The sequence below is a fragment of the Streptomyces anthophorae genome (assembly GCF_049310305.1).
Lineage (GTDB): Bacteria > Actinomycetota > Actinomycetes > Streptomycetales > Streptomycetaceae > Streptomyces.
Genome location: NZ_JBLWQQ010000001.1, coordinates 5,035,262 through 5,051,188, shown reverse-complemented (window position 1 = coordinate 5,051,188; position 15,927 = coordinate 5,035,262). Strand labels below are relative to the sequence as shown.

Here is a 15,927-nt window from a genome sequence, read left to right as displayed (position 1 = left end):
GTCGTCAGACGCGCACGCCCTCCTTCTTCAGGAAGGTGACGGGGTTGACTGCCGAGCCGTACTCCGCCGTCGTACGGATCTCGAAGTGCAGGTGCGGGCCGCTGGAGTTGCCGGTGTTGCCGGACTTCGCGATGTGGTCGCCCGTGGTGACCGTGTCGCCGACCTTCACGTCGATCCGCGACAGGTGCGCGTACTGCGAGTACGTGCCGTTGCTGTGCTTGATGACGATGGCGTTGCCGTACGCGGGGCCGTCACCGGCGCCGTTGCCGCCGGCCTTGACGACGGTGCCGCCGTGCACGGCGGAGACGTCGGTGCCGATCGGCACCGCGAAGTCCTGGCCGGAGTGGTGGCCGCTCGCCCACATGGCGCCGCCCTGCGAGTAGCCGGCGGAGAGCTCGTAGTCCTCGACCGGGTCGATCCAGGACTTGGCCTTCTTCTCCTCGGCCGCCTTCTTCTTGGCCTCGGCCTCCTTCTTCTCCGCCTCGGCCTTCTTCTTCGCCTTCGCGGCGTTGTCGGCGGCCTTGGCCTGAGCGGTGGCCTGGGCCTCGACGGAGGAGGCGGCGATTCCGGGGAGGGCGGTGTCTGCGGAGTCGGCGACCGCGGCCCCGGTCCCGAGCAGCGCCGACACTCCGAATCCGGCGGCCACGACGGCAGCCCGCTTACGGAGCATCGACGTACCGGGGCGGTGGGACTGGGTGCGCTTCGACATATGGGCAGACCTTTCAACGGGGACGTAACGGGGCCCGGCGCACTGCCTCGTGCTGCCGGGCCGGCCATCCCTTGGTAACCCCACCCCCCATCGCCGCCCAAAACACCCATCTACGACATGTCTTCGTAGAACCACCCCGAGAACCACCTCGCCCGGACCGCCGTCGGACCCGGACGAAAGTAGTCCGATTTATGACCTCATCCTTGGTTTAACCCCACTTCATCAAAGCAAGGCATGGCAATACGGGCTCGATGACCACTCCGTCCCACCGAAACGGTCAAATCACCGAAACCCGTCGACCGTGTAACGAGACGCCCGGATCGCCCCCGCTCCACTATTTCCGTTAGTACGTGATCCACGTCCTGTGCGGCATGTCACCGGCCGGCAAGATCCAACCCCTCCCGGGTGTGACCGGGGCTACGCTCCGCCCCATGGATCCCGCTGCCCTCGGCACCCGTCTGGCATCGAGCCTGATCGCCCCGGCACTCAAGAAACTCTTGGCCCAGGAGGGCCCTGGCGCGGGCCTGACGCCCGACCCGGTCCGCCTGTCGGGTCCGATCTCCTTCCGCGGCGAGAAGCGCGCCCTGAACGACACCGACGCCGAGCGGCTCGCCCGCGCCCTCGTCACCGCCGCCGCGGACACCCCGGGCGAGGCGCCGTTCCCGTCCGACGAGGCGGAACCCCTCGCCCTCGCCCTGGCCGCCACGCTGTCCGCCCTCGGCGGCCTCGCCATGGACGACGTGCAGGCGGCCCACCTCGACCCACACGCGCTGGCCCGCTCACTACGTCGCGCGGCCCCCGCTTCGCACGGCCTCTCCGCCGACGCGGGGCACTTCCTGGACGCAGCCGTCGACGAGGCCTGCCGCCAGGTGTTGCAGTTCTTCACCCAGCGGTCCACCTTCGTCGCCCGCACCCTGGTCGAGCAGCGCCGGGACGAGGCCGGACTCCTCGCCAGGGCGGACGAGCTCCTCGCCCGCACCCCGCGCGCCGATGCGGCCGACACCGCCTTCGAGGAGCGCTACGCCCGGCACATCGCCGACCGCCACCGGCATCTGACGATCTACGGCATCGACCTGCGCGAGGCCCCCGAGCGCTGGCCCCTGGACGTGGCGTATCTGAGCCTTGAGGCGACGGCCCCCGCGCCGGTGGACACCTTCGACCCGGTCGCCGAAGGACCCGCCCCGGCCGTCCGCATCCGCGCCGAGGACGCGTTCGCCTCCGGCCACGCCCGGGTGCTCCTGCGCGGCGAGGCGGGCTCCGGCAAAACGACGCTGATCCAGTGGCTGGCGACGAGGGCCGCCGCGGACGGCGACCGCGTCCCGTTCGTGCTGCCGCTGCGCACGCTGGCATCGGCAGACTCACTGCCCGCCCCCGAGTCGTTCCTGACGGCGGTCTCCTGTCCGCTGGGCGCGCCCGCGGGCTGGGCCGAGCGGGTCCTGTCCGCCTCCCGCGCCCTGGTCCTCGTGGACGGCCTCGACGAGATCCCCACGGCCGAGCGGAACCGGGTGCGCGACTGGCTGCTCGGTCTCGTCGGGGCGTACCCCGGCAACCGCTGGCTGCTCACCTCGCGCCCCACCGCCGTACGCCCCGACTGGCTTGCCGACAGCGACTTCCGGGAGGTGCTCCTGCCGGCCATGCGGCCCGCGGACGTCGCCACGTTCGTGCACCGCTGGCACACGGCCGCCGACGCCCTCCCGTACGAGACCGCGCTCCTCGACTCACTGCGCACCAAGCGCGACCTGGCCCGCCTCGCCACCAACCCCCTGATGTGCGGCCTGATCTGTGCCCTGCACCGCGAACGCCGCGGCTACCTGCCCACAGGCCGCAAGGAGTTGTACGACGCCGCCCTGACGATGCTCCTCGCCCGGCGCGACCGGGAGCGCGGCATGACCGTGCCCGAACTGAGCGAGGAGGTCCAGCTCGACCTCCTCCAGCACCTCGCGTACGCGCTCGTCCTCAGCGGCCGCACCGAGATGAGCCGCGAGCACGCCATCGGCGCACTGGAACGCCGGCTGCCGACCGTGGCCTCGGCGGCGGCGCATGGCGACGCGGCGACCGTCCTGCGCACTCTGCTGCTCCGCAGCGGCCTGCTGCGCGAACCCACCGCCGACACAGTCGACTTCGGCCACCGCACCTTCCAGGACTACCTGGCCGCGCGTTACGCCGTGGAGGAGGGCCACGCCCTCCCCTTCGTGCAGCGTCTCGCCGACGACCCGCAGGGCGAGGACGCGATCCGCATGGCCGTCGCCCACGCCCGCCCCGGCGAACGGGCACAGTTGTTACGGGAGTTGCTGTCACCGGCCACGCCGCGCCTCACGCTCCTCGCGCTGGCGTGCCTGGAGCATGCGATGGCGCTGGATCCGGGGGTGAGGGCTGAAGTTGAGCGGGCGGCGGGGGCGCTGACCCCGCCCCGCGACCGCGACGCCGCCCACGAGCTGACCGAGGCGGGGCCTCTCGTGCTGGAGCTGCTGCCGGGGCCCGATGGGCTAACCGACGAGGAGGCGCACGGGGTGGCGATCACCGCCTCACTCCTTGGCAGCGCCGAACCGGCGGGCGCGCTAGGGGTGCTGCGGCGGTTCCGCGCGCATCCGTCGTTGGAGGTGCGGCGTCAGCTGGCGGGTACATGGCGCCGATTCGACACCCGCGAGTACGCGGCGGAGGTCCTCGACCACTTGGGACGTGACGACCTGTACGTCACGTGCGAGACGGACGAGCAACGCCTGGAGCTGCCCGCGATGCGCCCCTGGAAGTGGCTCGATTTCCGCGGTCCGCACTCGCTGACCGACGTGGTCGCCGCGATCCCTGCCCCGGAGGCCGTGTCGGTTGTCAACGTCCAGGACAATCCACTGGCCGGGGACCTCGGCACCTTGGCCGCGTTCTCCGCCCTGGACAGCCTCATGGTGACTGGCTGCCCGAATGCACATGGACTCGGCGCCCTCGCCGACCTGCCCCTGACCTACCTCCAGTACGGGGCCCACGACTTCACGGGCCTGTCCGCACTGAACTCGCTGCGCCGCCTGACCCTCGAAGGAGAGCTCGCGGCTGACTCCCTCGCCGACGCTCTGCCGACCGGGGCCGCGCTGGAATTTCTCTACCTGGGCGGCGAAGCCACCCGCACGACCGGTCTGCGCGGCCTCAGCCGCTGGCCGACCCTGACCGCCCTGAGCCTCGGCTCCCTCACTGCCCCACCAACCGCCCAGGACTGGCGCTACGTAGCCGAACTCCCTGCCCTGGTTGGCCTCTTCCTGCACGCGGCCTTCTTCAGCGACCACCGCGACTCGATCGCGGCGCTGCCCGAACTCCCCGGAGTCGAGGCCCTGACCCTCTTCGCCCTGCACGGCGCCGAGGACCTGTCCGCGCTACCGTCTCGCTTCCCCGGCGTACGCGAGGTGGCCCTGCAGACCAGCCCCGGCAAGACCTTCCCGGCCGAGCGCTACGCCCCGCTATTCCCCGATGCCGAGGTCGCCGTGATTCCACGCGCAAAACGCTAAAAACGGGTGGGCCCGAACCGTTCCGTCAGGAACAGTTCGGGCCCACCCGTAAAGGCTCGCCCCGGAGGGGTTATGCCTCCTTGCTCAGGTTCGGGCCGCCACCGGCAGCCGCGTCCTCGATCGGCGGGGCGTCCGGCAGAGCCGCCTTCTCCTCGCCGCGGAAGGTGAAGGTCTTGTTCTCACCCTCGCCCTCCGTGTCCACGACCACGATGTGGCCCGGGCGCAGCTCGCCGAAGAGGATCTTCTCCGACAGGCTGTCCTCGACCTCGCGCTGGATCGTGCGACGCAGCGGACGCGCGCCGAGCACGGGGTCGTAGCCCTTCTTCGAGAGCAGCTCCTTGGCGGACTGCGAGAGCTCGATGCCCATGTCGCGGTCCTTCAGGCGCTCGTCCACCTTCGAGATCATCAGGTCGACGATCTCGAGGATGTCGTCCTGGCTGAGCTGCGGGAAGACGACGACATCGTCGACACGGTTGAGGAACTCGGGACGGAAGTGCTGCTTGAGCTCGTCCGACACCTTGTTCTTCATGCGCTCGTAGTTGGACTTCGAGTCGCCCTGGGCCGCGAAGCCGAGGTTGAAGCCCTTCGAGATGTCACGGGTTCCAAGGTTGGTCGTCATGATGATGACCGTGTTCTTGAAGTCCACGACGCGGCCCTGGGAGTCGGTCAGTCGACCGTCCTCCAGGATCTGGAGGAGCGAGTTGAAGATGTCCGGGTGAGCCTTCTCCACCTCGTCGAAGAGGACGACGGAGAACGGCTTGCGGCGCACCTTCTCGGTCAGCTGACCGCCCTCTTCGTAGCCCACGTAACCGGGGGGCGAACCGAAGAGACGCGACACCGTGTGCTTCTCGCTGAACTCCGACATGTCGAGGGAGATCAGCGCCTCCTCGTCACCGAAGAGGAACTCGGCGAGCGCCTTGGAGAGCTCGGTCTTACCGACACCGGACGGGCCCGCGAAGATGAACGAACCACCCGGACGCTTCGGGTCCTTCAGACCGGCCCGCGTACGGCGGATCGCCCGCGAGAGCGCCTTGACGGCGTCCTTCTGGCCGATGACCCGCTTGTGGAGCTCGTCCTCCATGCGCAGCAGACGCGAGGACTCCTCCTCGGTCAGCTTGAAGACCGGAATGCCGGTGGCGGTCGCGAGGACCTCGGCGATCAGCTCGCCGTCGACCTCGGCGACGACGTCCATGTCGCCGGCCTTCCATTCCTTCTCGCGCTTGGCCTTCGCGGCGAGCAGCTGCTTCTCCTTGTCGCGGAGAGAGGCCGCCTTCTCGAAGTCCTGGGAGTCGATGGCCGACTCCTTGTCGCGGCGCACGCCCGCGATCTTCTCGTCGAACTCGCGGAGGTCCGGCGGCGCGGTCATCCGGCGGATGCGCATCCGGGAACCGGCCTCGTCGATCAGGTCGATCGCCTTGTCCGGCAGGAAGCGGTCCGAGATGTACCGGTCGGCCAGGGTCGCGGCCTGGACGAGCGCCTCGTCGGTGATGGACACACGGTGGTGCGCCTCGTACCGGTCGCGCAGGCCCTTGAGGATCTCGATCGTGTGCGGCAGCGACGGCTCCGCGACCTGGATCGGCTGGAAGCGGCGCTCGAGGGCCGCGTCCTTCTCCAGGTGCTTGCGGTACTCGTCGAGCGTCGTCGCACCGATGGTCTGGAGCTCACCGCGGGCCAGCATCGGCTTCAGGATGGAAGCCGCGTCGATGGCGCCCTCGGCGGCACCCGCACCGACCAGCGTGTGCAGCTCGTCGATGAACAGGATGATGTCGCCGCGGGTGCGGATCTCCTTGAGCACCTTCTTGAGGCGCTCCTCGAAGTCACCGCGGTAGCGGGAACCGGCGACCAGCGCACCGAGGTCAAGCGTGTAGAGGTGCTTGTCCTTCAGCGTCTCGGGGACCTCGCCCTTGACGATCGCCTGGGCCAGTCCCTCGACGACCGCCGTCTTGCCGACGCCGGGCTCACCGATCAGGACCGGGTTGTTCTTGGTCCGGCGCGACAGGACCTGCATGACGCGCTCGATCTCCTTCTCGCGCCCGATGACCGGGTCGAGCTTGGACTCACGAGCGGCCTGCGTCAGGTTGCGGCCGAACTGGTCGAGCACCAGGGACGTGGAGGGCGTGCCCTCGGCAGGACCGCCACTGGCGCCGGCGGTCTCCTTGCCCTGGTAACCGGAGAGCAGCTGGATGACCTGCTGCCGCACCCGGTTGAGGTCTGCGCCCAGCTTGACCAGGACCTGGGCGGCGACGCCCTCGCCCTCACGGATCAGGCCGAGCAGGATGTGCTCCGTGCCGATGTAGTTGTGGCCCAGCTGAAGGGCCTCGCGGAGCGACAGCTCCAGGACCTTCTTGGCACGGGGGGTGAAGGGGATGTGGCCGGACGGGGCCTGCTGGCCCTGACCGATGATCTCCTCCACCTGCTGGCGGACCGCCTCGAGCGAAATCCCGAGGCTCTCCAGGGCCTTAGCGGCGACACCCTCGCCCTCGTGGATCAAACCCAGGAGGATGTGCTCGGTGCCGATGTAATTGTGGTTGAGCATCCGGGCTTCTTCCTGAGCCAGGACGACAACCCGCCGCGCGCGGTCGGTGAACCTCTCGAACATCGTTAATCGCTCCTCAGAGCGGTCAGGCAGTTAGGGGTCGGTCCCCTCCCTGTCCTTCCGCAGCTTAGTCCCGCAAGCGGGGACCGCTCATTCCATCTGCCGACACCCGTTCATGGTCTCCTGCCCCGAACGCCGACAACTGCTCCAACCCGATGGTGCGAGACGATGTTCCCGCAGGCCAGGCAGATACCCCCACCATCAGTACGCCGATGGCGAACGCAGGCTGCCCGTTCCGCACGTGTCGCCCCTCCCACTAGGGATGTCTTACCCGTAAGGACTGACACTCCATGCGGCGCGCCCCGGTTCCCTCCGCTACGGGCGAACATCTTTGCGCCGCCCAGCGCTCCCGTACGCCCCTTTTCCGGACACACTACGCATGCAGTCGGCGACAGTGCGTAACCCCGGAGCGTCGGTGGCTGTTGCTCCTGGCATGGTCACCACCTCCGGCACGACCGTTCCCGCTCCCCGGCAACCGCTGACCGACACCGGACGCGATCCGGTCCGGCAGTGGTACGAGGACCGACTCGGCTGGGCGACCGCGCCCGGCACCCATGGCGCACTGCTGCACACCGGGCTGCGCTTCGACGTCCTGGAGGTGCCGGCCGACGCCGGCTTCGCGATGCTGCGCAGACTCGATCCCCGGTCACCGGTGGCCGTGTGCGGGGAAACGATGCGGCTTCTGGTCGCCGCGGGCAGCGCGGACGAACTGCCGGGGCTGCTCGACTGGCTGGAGTGGGGGGCGCTGCCCCTGGATCTCGTCGCCGTCGGGGCGGGCGGTCTCATCGACGCGCCGACGCCTCCGGGATGGTCCGGCTCGCAGGAGGCCGCCGTCTGGGTGCGGCCCCCCGAGCCCGGCTGCGAGGTGGAACCGGTGCTGCCGGCCCTGACGAGCCTGACGGCCGTCTCGACCTGGTCGGTCGTGGGGGGCGGTGGGGGCGCCCCCGATCTCGTACGCCTCGTGGACACGGCGGCGACGCACTGCCACCGGGCCCGACTGCGTCGCGGCGCTGCCGCGCCGGCGACCACGTCAACAAAGCGACCAATGCGGCCGTCCCGTCAGCCGTTGGCCTTCTCGTAGGCCTCACGGATCGACTGGGGAACACGGCCGCGGTCGTTGACCTCGTAGCCGTTCTCCTTGGCCCACGCGCGGATCTGCGCGGTGTCCTGGTTGCCGCCGCCGGACGTGGCGCGCGCCTTGCCCCGGCCGCTCGAGCGGCCACCGGTGCGACGACCGCCCTTGAGGTACGGCTCAAGGAGGCCGCGGAGCTTGTCCGCATTGGCGGTGGTGAGGTCGATCTCGTACGACTTGCCGTCGAGCGCGAACGTCACGGTCTCGTCCGCCTCGCCACCGTCGAGGTCATCGACAAGAAGGACCTGAACCTTCTGTGCCACCGGATTTCCTTTCATCGAAATCTGAAGGGCGGCCCCCGCGACCACGGCCGCTGATTCGCCGTCCCCTTGTTATATGCAGTACTGCAGTACGTCGGAAAGCAAACCGCTTTTGCCCGAAAAACACAAACCCCTGGCTGAGATCAGGGAGAGATCCCAGAGTTGAACACTGCCCGCCGAGACCAAAAACATGCGCGATTCGGACATAGGGAACCGTTGCAAGCACGCATGCCGGAATAGCGCCCGGCGGCGATCACAGATGCAGAAGCATCCGGCTGTTGCCCAAGGTGTTCGGTTTCACTCGTTCGAGACCGAGGAACTCTGCTACGCCCTCGTCATAGGAACGCAGGAGCTCACTGTAGACATCGGTGTCGACCGTATCGACAGGTGTCTCGCCGATCTCCACGAAGGCGTGCTTGGCGAAGAACTCGACTTCGAAGGTGAGGCAGAAAACCCGCCGAACACCGATCCAGCGTGCGGTCTGAAGAAGCTTCTCGAGCAGCAGATGTCCGACGCCCGAGCCCTTGACCTGCGGGTCGACCGCGAGAGTGCGGACTTCCGCGAGGTCTTCCCACATGACGTGCAGTGCGCCGCAGCCGACGACCGCGGCGTTGTCGTCGCGTTCCGCGACCCAGAACTCCTGGATGTCCTCGTAAAGCGTCACGGTGGCTTTGTCGAGCAGGATCCCCTGTCGGCTGTACGCGTCGAGCAGGCGGCGCACCTCCGGCACATCGGCCGTCCTCGCCCTGCGTACGGTGACTGCTTTACGGGTCGATTCGACGGTTGGCCCGACTTCGGGGAGCTCTGCTGGCATGTCCGGACGCTATCGCCCGGCCCCGTCGCCCGCTTCCTCGGGGGCCGAGGGGACTTCCGCCGGCAGTTCGGGCGAGACGATCCGCATGGCATCCCTGAGTGCCTCGCGCTGTCCCGGCGACATCATCCCGAAGAACGCGACGAGCGCGGCGGCCGGGTTGTCGCTCTGCGCCCAGGCCTCGTTCATCAGCGCGGCCGAGTACGCGGCCCGTGTGGAGACCGCCTCATATCGATAGGCCCGGCCTTCCGCTTCGCGGCGCACCCAGCCCTTCTGATGGAGATTGTCCAATACGGTCATGACGGTCGTGTAGGCGATGGACCGTTCCTGTTGGAGGTCCTCCAGGACTTCCCTCACGGTGACCGGGCGGTTCCACTTCCACACCCGCGTCATCACTGCGTCTTCGAGTTCTCCCAAGGGGCGCGGCACGAGAAGCACAATAGTGGGAGAAGTCGGTAATTCAACGCGGGACGTGGCGACGATCGCCAAGCAATGACAAAAGGGGCGCCCGATGGGCGCCCCTCACTGCGGTTTCCGTGCCGGTCGCGGCCGCTCTCAGGCGGTCGCGTCCTGCTGCGGGCCGCCGCCCTGCCGGGCGGCCTCGGCACGCGCGATGGCGGCGTCGACGGCCGCGTCCTCCTTGGCCTTCTTGTCGCCGCCCTGCGACTTCACGATGGTCACGATGAGACCGATGAAGAACGCGGCCATCACGACCGGGGGCACGAGCGCGGAGACGTAGTCCATGCCCCCAGAGTAGCTACCCGACGGCCAGTCGCTGCGACGGGGCCGGAGGTTGGGCGGGGCGGCGCTTGGGTGGGAAGACCTCGGCCGGGGTGGGGACCGGGCGCTGAGGGGGCTCGGGGGCCGGTCGCGCGGGCTTGTCGCCGTCCGCCGCCGAGAGGCCGCCGGGCAGGGCGAGCAGGTGGGTGCGGGAGGCCGGGACGCGGGTCCGGTACAGCGTGTCGAACTTGTCGCGTACGCCCTGTTCCGCCAGGTCGCGGCAGCGGGCGAGCAGGGCCGCCGCGCCGGGGTTCCCGGGCAGCGCGCGCAGCGCCGCGAGGTCGTCGGCGCCGGGCCCGTGACCCGCCGCCAGGGCCTCCTTGAGCAGGCTGAGATAGCCGGGAGCGGAGCCGGGCAGGGCGGCCCGGTAGCGGTCGAGGTCGGAGCGGAGGAAGGCCCGCATGCGGATGCCTTCCCTGGCCGCTTCGTCGACCGACTCCGCGAGTCGCAGACAGGCCCGGACATCCTCGTCCGAGGTGGGGCTGGGGTGGAGGGCGAGGGCGAGGGCGCGTCGGAGCACACGCAGCTCTTCTGCACCGAACGCCATGCCGCCACGGTTTCCGTAGGGCGTGGGCATGAAATAACGGTAAGGCCAATTACGGACAAATCCGCTTAACCGGCAATTTCCGGGCGCGCCCCGCCGGACCGCCCGTCAGAGCCGCGACACGTTCCGCTCGTACACCAGACGGAGCCCGATCAGCGTCAGCCACGGCTCGTGCTCGTCGATCACGGTGGACTCGCCGAGGACCATCGGCGCGAGCCCGCCCGTCGCGATGACGGTCACGTCGTCCGGGTCGTCCGCGAGCTCCTTCGCCATCCGGTTCACGACGCCGTCGACCTGGCCCGCGAAGCCGTACACGATGCCCGCCTGCATGGCCTCGACCGTGTTCTTGCCGATGACGCTGCGCGGCCTGGCCAGCTCGATCTTGCGGAGCTGGGCGCCGCGCATGCCGAGCGCCTCGACGGAGATCTCGATGCCGGGGGCGATCACGCCGCCCGCGTACTCGCCGCGCGCGGACACCGCGTCGAAGGTCGTCGCCGTGCCGAAGTCCACGACGATCGCGGGGCCGCCGTACATGTCGACGGCCGCGACCGCGTTGATGATGCGGTCGGCGCCGACCTCCTTGGGGTTGTCCATGAGGATCGGCACGCCGGTCTTGATGCCGGGTTCGACCAGGACGGCGGGCACGTCGCCGTAGTAGCGGCGGGTGACCTCGCGCAGCTCGTGCAGGACCGAGGGGACGGTCGAGCAGATGGCGATGCCGTCGATGCCGTCGCCGAGTTCGTCGCCGAGCAGCGGGTGCATGCCCATCAAGCCCTTGAGCAGGACGGCGAGTTCGTCGGCGGTCCTGCGCGCGTCCGTGGAGATGCGCCAGTGCTCGATGATCTCCTCGCCGTCGAACAGACCGAGGACCGTGTGGGTGTTGCCCACGTCGATGGTGAGCAGCATCAGGCGTCCGCCTCGCGCAGGTCGAGGCCGATGTCGAGGATCGGCGAGGAGTGGGTGAGTGCGCCGACGGCGAGGTAGTCGACGCCCGTCTTCGCGTACGTGGCGGCGTTCTCCAGCGTGAGGCGGCCGGAGGACTCCAGGAGCGCGCGGCCGTCGGTGATCGCCACGGCCTCCTCGGTCTCGCCCGGCGTGAAGTTGTCCAGGAGGATCAGGTCGGCGCCCGCGTCGAGGACCTCGCGCAGCTGGTGCAGGGTGTCGACCTCGACCTCGATCGGCAGGCCGGGGAAGCGGTCACGTACGGCCTGGAAGGCCTGTGCCACGCCACCGGCGGCGACCACGTGGTTGTCCTTGACCAGGGCCGCGTCCGACAGGGACATGCGGTGGTTGACGCCGCCGCCCATCCGGACCGCGTACTTCTCCAGGGAACGCAGGCCCGGGGTCGTCTTGCGGGTGTCGCGGACCTTCGCCTTCGTGCCGTCCAGCACGTCCGCCCACGCGCGCGTGGCGGTCGCGATGCCGGAGAGGCGGCACATGATGTTGAGCGCGGTGCGCTCGGCGGTGAGCAGGTCGCGGGTGCGGGTGGTGACGGAGAGCAGCTTCTGGCCCGCCTCGACCCGGTCGCCGTCCTCCGCGTGCCGCTCGACCTCGAACTCGTCCGTCGCCACGACGGAGACGACCGCCTCGGCGACCCGCAGACCGGCCACGACGCCCGCCTCGCGGGCCGTGAAGTCGGCGGTGGCGACGGCCTCTTCGGGGATCGTGGCGACGGTCGTGACGTCCACGCCGCCGTCCAGGTCCTCGGTGATCGCCATGTGGGCGATGTCCTCGATCTCGACCGGGTGCAGGCCCGCGTCGAGCAGCAGCTGGGCCAGCGACGGGTCGAGGCCGCACTCCATGACGTCGTCGGAATCTCCCTGCGCACAGCCGCAGTCGTCGCCGCAGCCTTCGCTGCCGGCGGCTGCCAGGGGGAGGTCGGGGGTCGCGCTCACGTCGGTCACTGCTCCTGAGTGTTCTTGGCCGTTGCCGGGAAGTCTGCTGCGGGTGTGGTGTGCGTGGCCAGGGTCCGGTCCGGATTCAGGCGTACGACGATGTGGCGGCGCCACGTGGCATCGTCGCGGTCCGGGTGGTCCTCGCGCCAGTGGCAGCCGCGGGTCTCCTCGCGGCGGCGCGCGGCGGCGACCAGGACGCGGGCCACGCACAGGAGGTTGGTGGCCTCCCAGGTGTCGACGCCGGGCTCGGCCGTCTTGCCGTTCTCCGTCAGGGAGTTGACCGCCTCGGCGTGGATGCGGCCCAGCCGGGCGGCGGCCTCGGCGAGGGAGTCCGCCGAGCGCAGGACGCCCGCGCCCGCCGTCATCACACGCTGGATGGCGAACCGGGCCTCCGGCGGAAGCAGCGGGTGCGTCGGGGTCTCCGGGTGCTCCACGGGTGCGGGCACGCGCGCGTGGAGGGCGTTCTCCGCGTGCAGGCGCGTGATGTCGTCCGCGATGCGCTCCGCGTAGACGAGGCCTTCCAGAAGGGAGTTGGAGGCCAGCCGGTTCGCACCGTGGACGCCCGTGCAGGCGGCCTCCCCGCACGCGTACAGGCCCGGCACCGTGGTGCGGCCGTACAGGTCCGTGCGGACGCCTCCGGAGGCGTAGTGCGCGGCGGGGGCGACCGGGATGGGCTCGGTGACCGGGTCGATGCCGTGGGCGCGGCAGGCGGCGAGGATCGTGGGGAACCGGTTCTCCCACATGTCGGCGCCGAAGTGCCGCGCGTCCAGGTACATGTGCTCGGTGCCGAGCTCCTGCATGCGGCGCGTGATGCCCTTGGCGACGATGTCGCGGGGCGCCAGCTCGGCGAGTTCGTGCTGGCCCACCATGAAGCGCACGCCGTCCGCGTCCACCAGGTGCGCGCCCTCGCCGCGCACGGCCTCGGAGACGAGCGGCTGCTGGCCCTCCGCGTCCGCGCCCAGGAACAGCACGGTCGGGTGGAACTGGACGAACTCCAGGTCGCTGACCTCGGCGCCCGCGCGCAGGGCGAGCGCGACGCCGTCGCCCGTGGACACGTGCGGGTTCGTGGTCGCCGAGAAGACCTGGCCCATGCCGCCGGTCGCGAGGACCACGGCGGGCGCCAGGACGGCGCCCACGCCGTCGTGCTGGCCCTCGCCCATGACGTGCAGGGAGACGCCGGCCGTGCGGCCGTCGGCGTCCGTCAGCAGGTCGAGGACCAGGGCGTTCTCGACGGTCTCCACGCCACGCGCACGTACCGCCTCGACGAGCGCCCGGGAGATCTCGGCTCCGGTCGCGTCGCCGCCCGCGTGCGCGATGCGGCGGCGGTGGTGGCCGCCCTCGCGGGTCAGCTCCAGGGCGCCCTCGGTGGACTCGTCGAAGTGCGCGCCGGTCTCGATGAGGCGGCGTACGGCGTCGGGGCCCTCGGTGACGAGGGTGCGCACGGCAGCCTCGTCGCACAGGCCCACGCCGGCGACCAGGGTGTCGTCCAGGTGCTGCTCGGGGGTGTCGCCCTCGCCGAGGGCCGCCGCGACGCCGCCCTGCGCCCAGCGCGTGGAGCCGTCGTCGAGGCGGGCCTTGGTGACGACGACGGTGCGCAGGCCGGCGGCCTGGCAGCGCAGCGCCGCGGTCAGCCCCGCGACGCCGGAGCCGACGATCACGACGTCCGCCTCGACGTTCCAGCCGGGGGCGGGGGCGTGGAGCCTTATGCCGGTGCTGCTCACTCGTGGCCTCCGAAGGTCAGCGGCAGGTTGTCGATGAGGCGGGTGGCACCCACGCGCGCGGCGACCGCGAGCACGGCCTCGCCCTCGAAGCCGTCGGTCACGTCGGTGAAGTCGCGCGGGTCGACGAGGGCCACGTAGTCGAGCTCGACCGGCGGCTGGAGCCGCTTCGCCTCGTCGAGGATCAGGCGGGCCGCCGCGAGGACGGCCGAGGGGCGGCCCGGGGACGCCGTGGCGACCGCGTGCGCGTCGGCGGCCGCCCGGGCCTCGCCGATCCTGCCGAGCGCCTTGGCCCGCGCGCGCGGGGTCGGGCTCTCGGCGGCACGCGCGCGCAGGGCCTCCTGCGCCGCATGCCGGTCGCGGCCCGTGAACAGGGCGTCGGAGAGGGCCAGCGCACTGCGGCGCTCGGCCGGGGACAGGTAGCGGTTGCGGGAGGAGAGCGCGAGCCCGTCGTCCTCGCGGACCGTGGGCACGGCGACGATCTCCACGTCGAAGTTCAGATCGCGCACCATGCGGCGCACCAGGGCCAGTTGCTGCGCGTCCTTCTGGCCGAAGAGGGCCACGTCCGCGCGCGTGAGGTGCAGCAGCTTGGCGACCACGGTGAGCATGCCGTCGAAGTGGCCGGGGCGCGAGGCGCCTTCGAGCCGCTCCCCCATGGGGCCCGCCGTGATGCGGATCTCGGGCTGCCCGCCGGGGTAGACCTCGTCGACGGAGGGCGCGAACACGGCGTCCGCCCCCGCCTGTTCGGCGATCCTCACGTCGGCGTCGAGGGTGCGCGGGTAGCGGTCGAGGTCCTCGCCCGCGCCGAACTGGAGCGGGTTCACGAAGACGGTGACGACCACTTCGCCGTCCGCCCCGGCACGGGCCCTGGCCGAGCGGATCAGCGTCGCGTGCCCCTCGTGCAGGGCGCCCATCGTCATGACGACGACGCGCGGCCCGGTACGCGTGCGTGCCCGCAGGTCCGCGCCCTTGTGGAGGAGCCGCGTACGCGAAGCCCTCGAGGGGCTCGCCGCTATGGAATCGGTGGGGCTCATCGGGTCTCCTCCGCACCGGTCGCGAGGACGCCCAGCAGGTCCTCGGCGAGCTCCGGCTTCAGCAGGCCGTGCGCGAGCGCGCGGTCGGCGGTCGCACGGGCCATCGCGAGATACCCGGCGACGGTCTGCGGGGCGTGCTTGCGCAGCTCCGTGATGTGGGCGGCGACGGTGCCCGCGTCGCCGCGCGCCACCGGGCCCGTGAGGGCCGCGTCGCCGGACCTGAGCGCGTTGTCGAGGGCCGCGCCGAGCAGCGGGCCGAGCATCCGGTCGGGGGCGCCGACGCCCGACTCGCGGAGCAGTTCTATGGACTGCGCGACCAGGGTGACCAGGTGGTTGGCGCCGAGCGCGAGGGCCGCGTGGTAGAGCGCGCGGTTCTCCTCCGCGATCCACTCGGGCTCGCCGCCCATCTCGATGACCAGGGCCTCCGCCGCCATCCGCAGCTCTTCGGGCGCGGTGACGCCGAAGGAGCAGCCGGCCAGCCGCTGGACGTCGACGGGGGTGCCGGTGAACGTCATCGCGGGGTGCAGCGCGAGCGGCAGGCCGCCCGCGCGCAGCGCCGGTTCGAGCACCTTTGTGCCGTACCGTCCCGAGGTGTGCACGAGCAGCTGTCCGGGCCGTACGGAGCCGGTCTCGGCGAAGCCCTCGACGAGGCCCGGCAGGACGTCGTCGGGGACGGTGAGGAGCACCAGGTCGGCCTGCGCGAGGACCTCGGCGGGCGGCACCAGCGGCACGTCGGGCAGCAGCGTCGCGGCCCGGCGCACGGAGGCGTCGGAGACTCCTGAGACGGCGACGGGGCGATGCCCGGCCAGTTGCAGGGACGCGGCGAGCGCGGGGCCGACGCGGCCCGCGCCGACGACGCCCACGGTGAGGCGGGCGGGGCGGTCCTTGGGGGCGATGGGCTCGTTGGGTTCGGATCGCGGGTTCGGAGAGGGTGTAGTCACGAGGCGATGGCCTTCC

14 protein-coding genes are annotated in these 15,927 nt (G+C 70.8%); 2 read left to right on the top strand and 12 right to left on the bottom strand.

Going from position 1 to position 15,927, the window contains the following annotated elements; genetic code table 11:
- Positions 1 to 4: 4 nt before the first annotated feature.
- Positions 5 to 709, bottom strand: a complete 705-nt coding sequence (locus ACNYS0_RS23040; RefSeq protein ID WP_422476384.1) for a M23 family metallopeptidase — start codon at positions 707 to 709, stop codon at positions 5 to 7.
- A 431-nt stretch (positions 710 to 1,140) separates the two neighbouring features.
- Between ACNYS0_RS23040 and ACNYS0_RS23035 the strand changes: the two genes are divergently transcribed.
- On the top strand, positions 1,141 to 4,200 hold the full coding sequence (locus ACNYS0_RS23035) for an NACHT domain-containing protein (RefSeq protein WP_422476383.1): 3,060 nt from the start codon (positions 1,141 to 1,143) through the stop codon (positions 4,198 to 4,200).
- Between the two features lie 70 nt (positions 4,201 to 4,270).
- Here ACNYS0_RS23035 and ACNYS0_RS23030 read toward each other — a convergent pair whose 3' ends face one another.
- Positions 4,271 to 6,799, bottom strand: coding sequence for an ATP-dependent Clp protease ATP-binding subunit (locus tag ACNYS0_RS23030; RefSeq protein ID WP_422408024.1), 2,529 nt, complete (start codon positions 6,797 to 6,799; stop codon positions 4,271 to 4,273).
- Between the two features lie 430 nt (positions 6,800 to 7,229).
- On the opposite strand from ACNYS0_RS23030, the gene ACNYS0_RS23025 reads away from it, so the two are divergent.
- Positions 7,230 to 7,877, top strand: a complete 648-nt coding sequence (locus ACNYS0_RS23025; RefSeq protein ID WP_422411483.1) for an SCO3374 family protein — start codon at positions 7,230 to 7,232, stop codon at positions 7,875 to 7,877.
- Here the strand turns inward: ACNYS0_RS23025 and ACNYS0_RS23020 are convergent.
- From ACNYS0_RS23020 to ACNYS0_RS22975, 10 genes are all read right to left on the bottom strand, one after another.
- Positions 7,856 to 8,191, bottom strand: coding sequence for a histone-like nucleoid-structuring protein Lsr2 (locus ACNYS0_RS23020; protein ID WP_266711306.1), 336 nt, complete (start codon positions 8,189 to 8,191; stop codon positions 7,856 to 7,858). The two genes, ACNYS0_RS23025 and ACNYS0_RS23020, sit on opposite strands and share 22 nt — an antisense overlap.
- A gap of 250 nt (positions 8,192 to 8,441) precedes the next feature.
- Positions 8,442 to 9,002, bottom strand: a complete 561-nt coding sequence (locus tag ACNYS0_RS23015) for an amino-acid N-acetyltransferase (RefSeq protein WP_422476382.1) — start codon at positions 9,000 to 9,002, stop codon at positions 8,442 to 8,444.
- A gap of 9 nt (positions 9,003 to 9,011) precedes the next feature.
- Positions 9,012 to 9,428 carry a BlaI/MecI/CopY family transcriptional regulator gene (locus tag ACNYS0_RS23010; RefSeq protein ID WP_326020051.1) on the bottom strand — a complete coding sequence of 139 codons (417 nt, stop codon included), beginning with the start codon at positions 9,426 to 9,428 and terminating at the stop codon, positions 9,012 to 9,014.
- Between the two features lie 126 nt (positions 9,429 to 9,554).
- Entirely contained in the window at positions 9,555 to 9,743 is a 189-nt protein-coding gene (locus tag ACNYS0_RS23005) for a hypothetical protein (protein ID WP_422476381.1), read from the bottom strand.
- Positions 9,744 to 9,756: 13 nt separating this feature from the next.
- The gene (locus tag ACNYS0_RS23000; RefSeq protein ID WP_422476380.1) at positions 9,757 to 10,356 is read right to left on the bottom strand and encodes a hypothetical protein; all 600 of its coding nucleotides are present in this window, start codon (positions 10,354 to 10,356) and stop codon (positions 9,757 to 9,759) included.
- A gap of 75 nt (positions 10,357 to 10,431) precedes the next feature.
- Positions 10,432 to 11,229 carry a type III pantothenate kinase gene (locus tag ACNYS0_RS22995; protein ID WP_422476379.1) on the bottom strand — a complete coding sequence of 266 codons (798 nt, stop codon included), beginning with the start codon at positions 11,227 to 11,229 and terminating at the stop codon, positions 10,432 to 10,434.
- Positions 11,229 to 12,227, bottom strand: coding sequence for a carboxylating nicotinate-nucleotide diphosphorylase (gene nadC, locus ACNYS0_RS22990; protein ID WP_422476378.1), 999 nt, complete (start codon positions 12,225 to 12,227; stop codon positions 11,229 to 11,231). The genes ACNYS0_RS22995 and nadC overlap by 1 nt, the downstream gene beginning before the upstream one ends.
- A complete protein-coding gene (locus ACNYS0_RS22985) occupies positions 12,224 to 13,939 on the bottom strand; it encodes an L-aspartate oxidase (RefSeq protein ID WP_422476377.1) in 1,716 nt (571 codons plus the stop codon). The genes nadC and ACNYS0_RS22985 overlap by 4 nt, the downstream gene beginning before the upstream one ends.
- Complete coding sequence (gene panC, locus ACNYS0_RS22980; protein WP_422476376.1) at positions 13,936 to 14,970, bottom strand: pantoate--beta-alanine ligase; 1,035 nt, start codon at positions 14,968 to 14,970, stop codon at positions 13,936 to 13,938. Before panC ends, ACNYS0_RS22985 begins: the two co-directional genes overlap by 4 nt.
- A complete protein-coding gene (locus tag ACNYS0_RS22975; protein ID WP_422476375.1) occupies positions 14,967 to 15,911 on the bottom strand; it encodes a Rossmann-like and DUF2520 domain-containing protein in 945 nt (314 codons plus the stop codon). The genes panC and ACNYS0_RS22975 overlap by 4 nt, the downstream gene beginning before the upstream one ends.
- Positions 15,912 to 15,927: the final 16 nt, after the last annotated feature.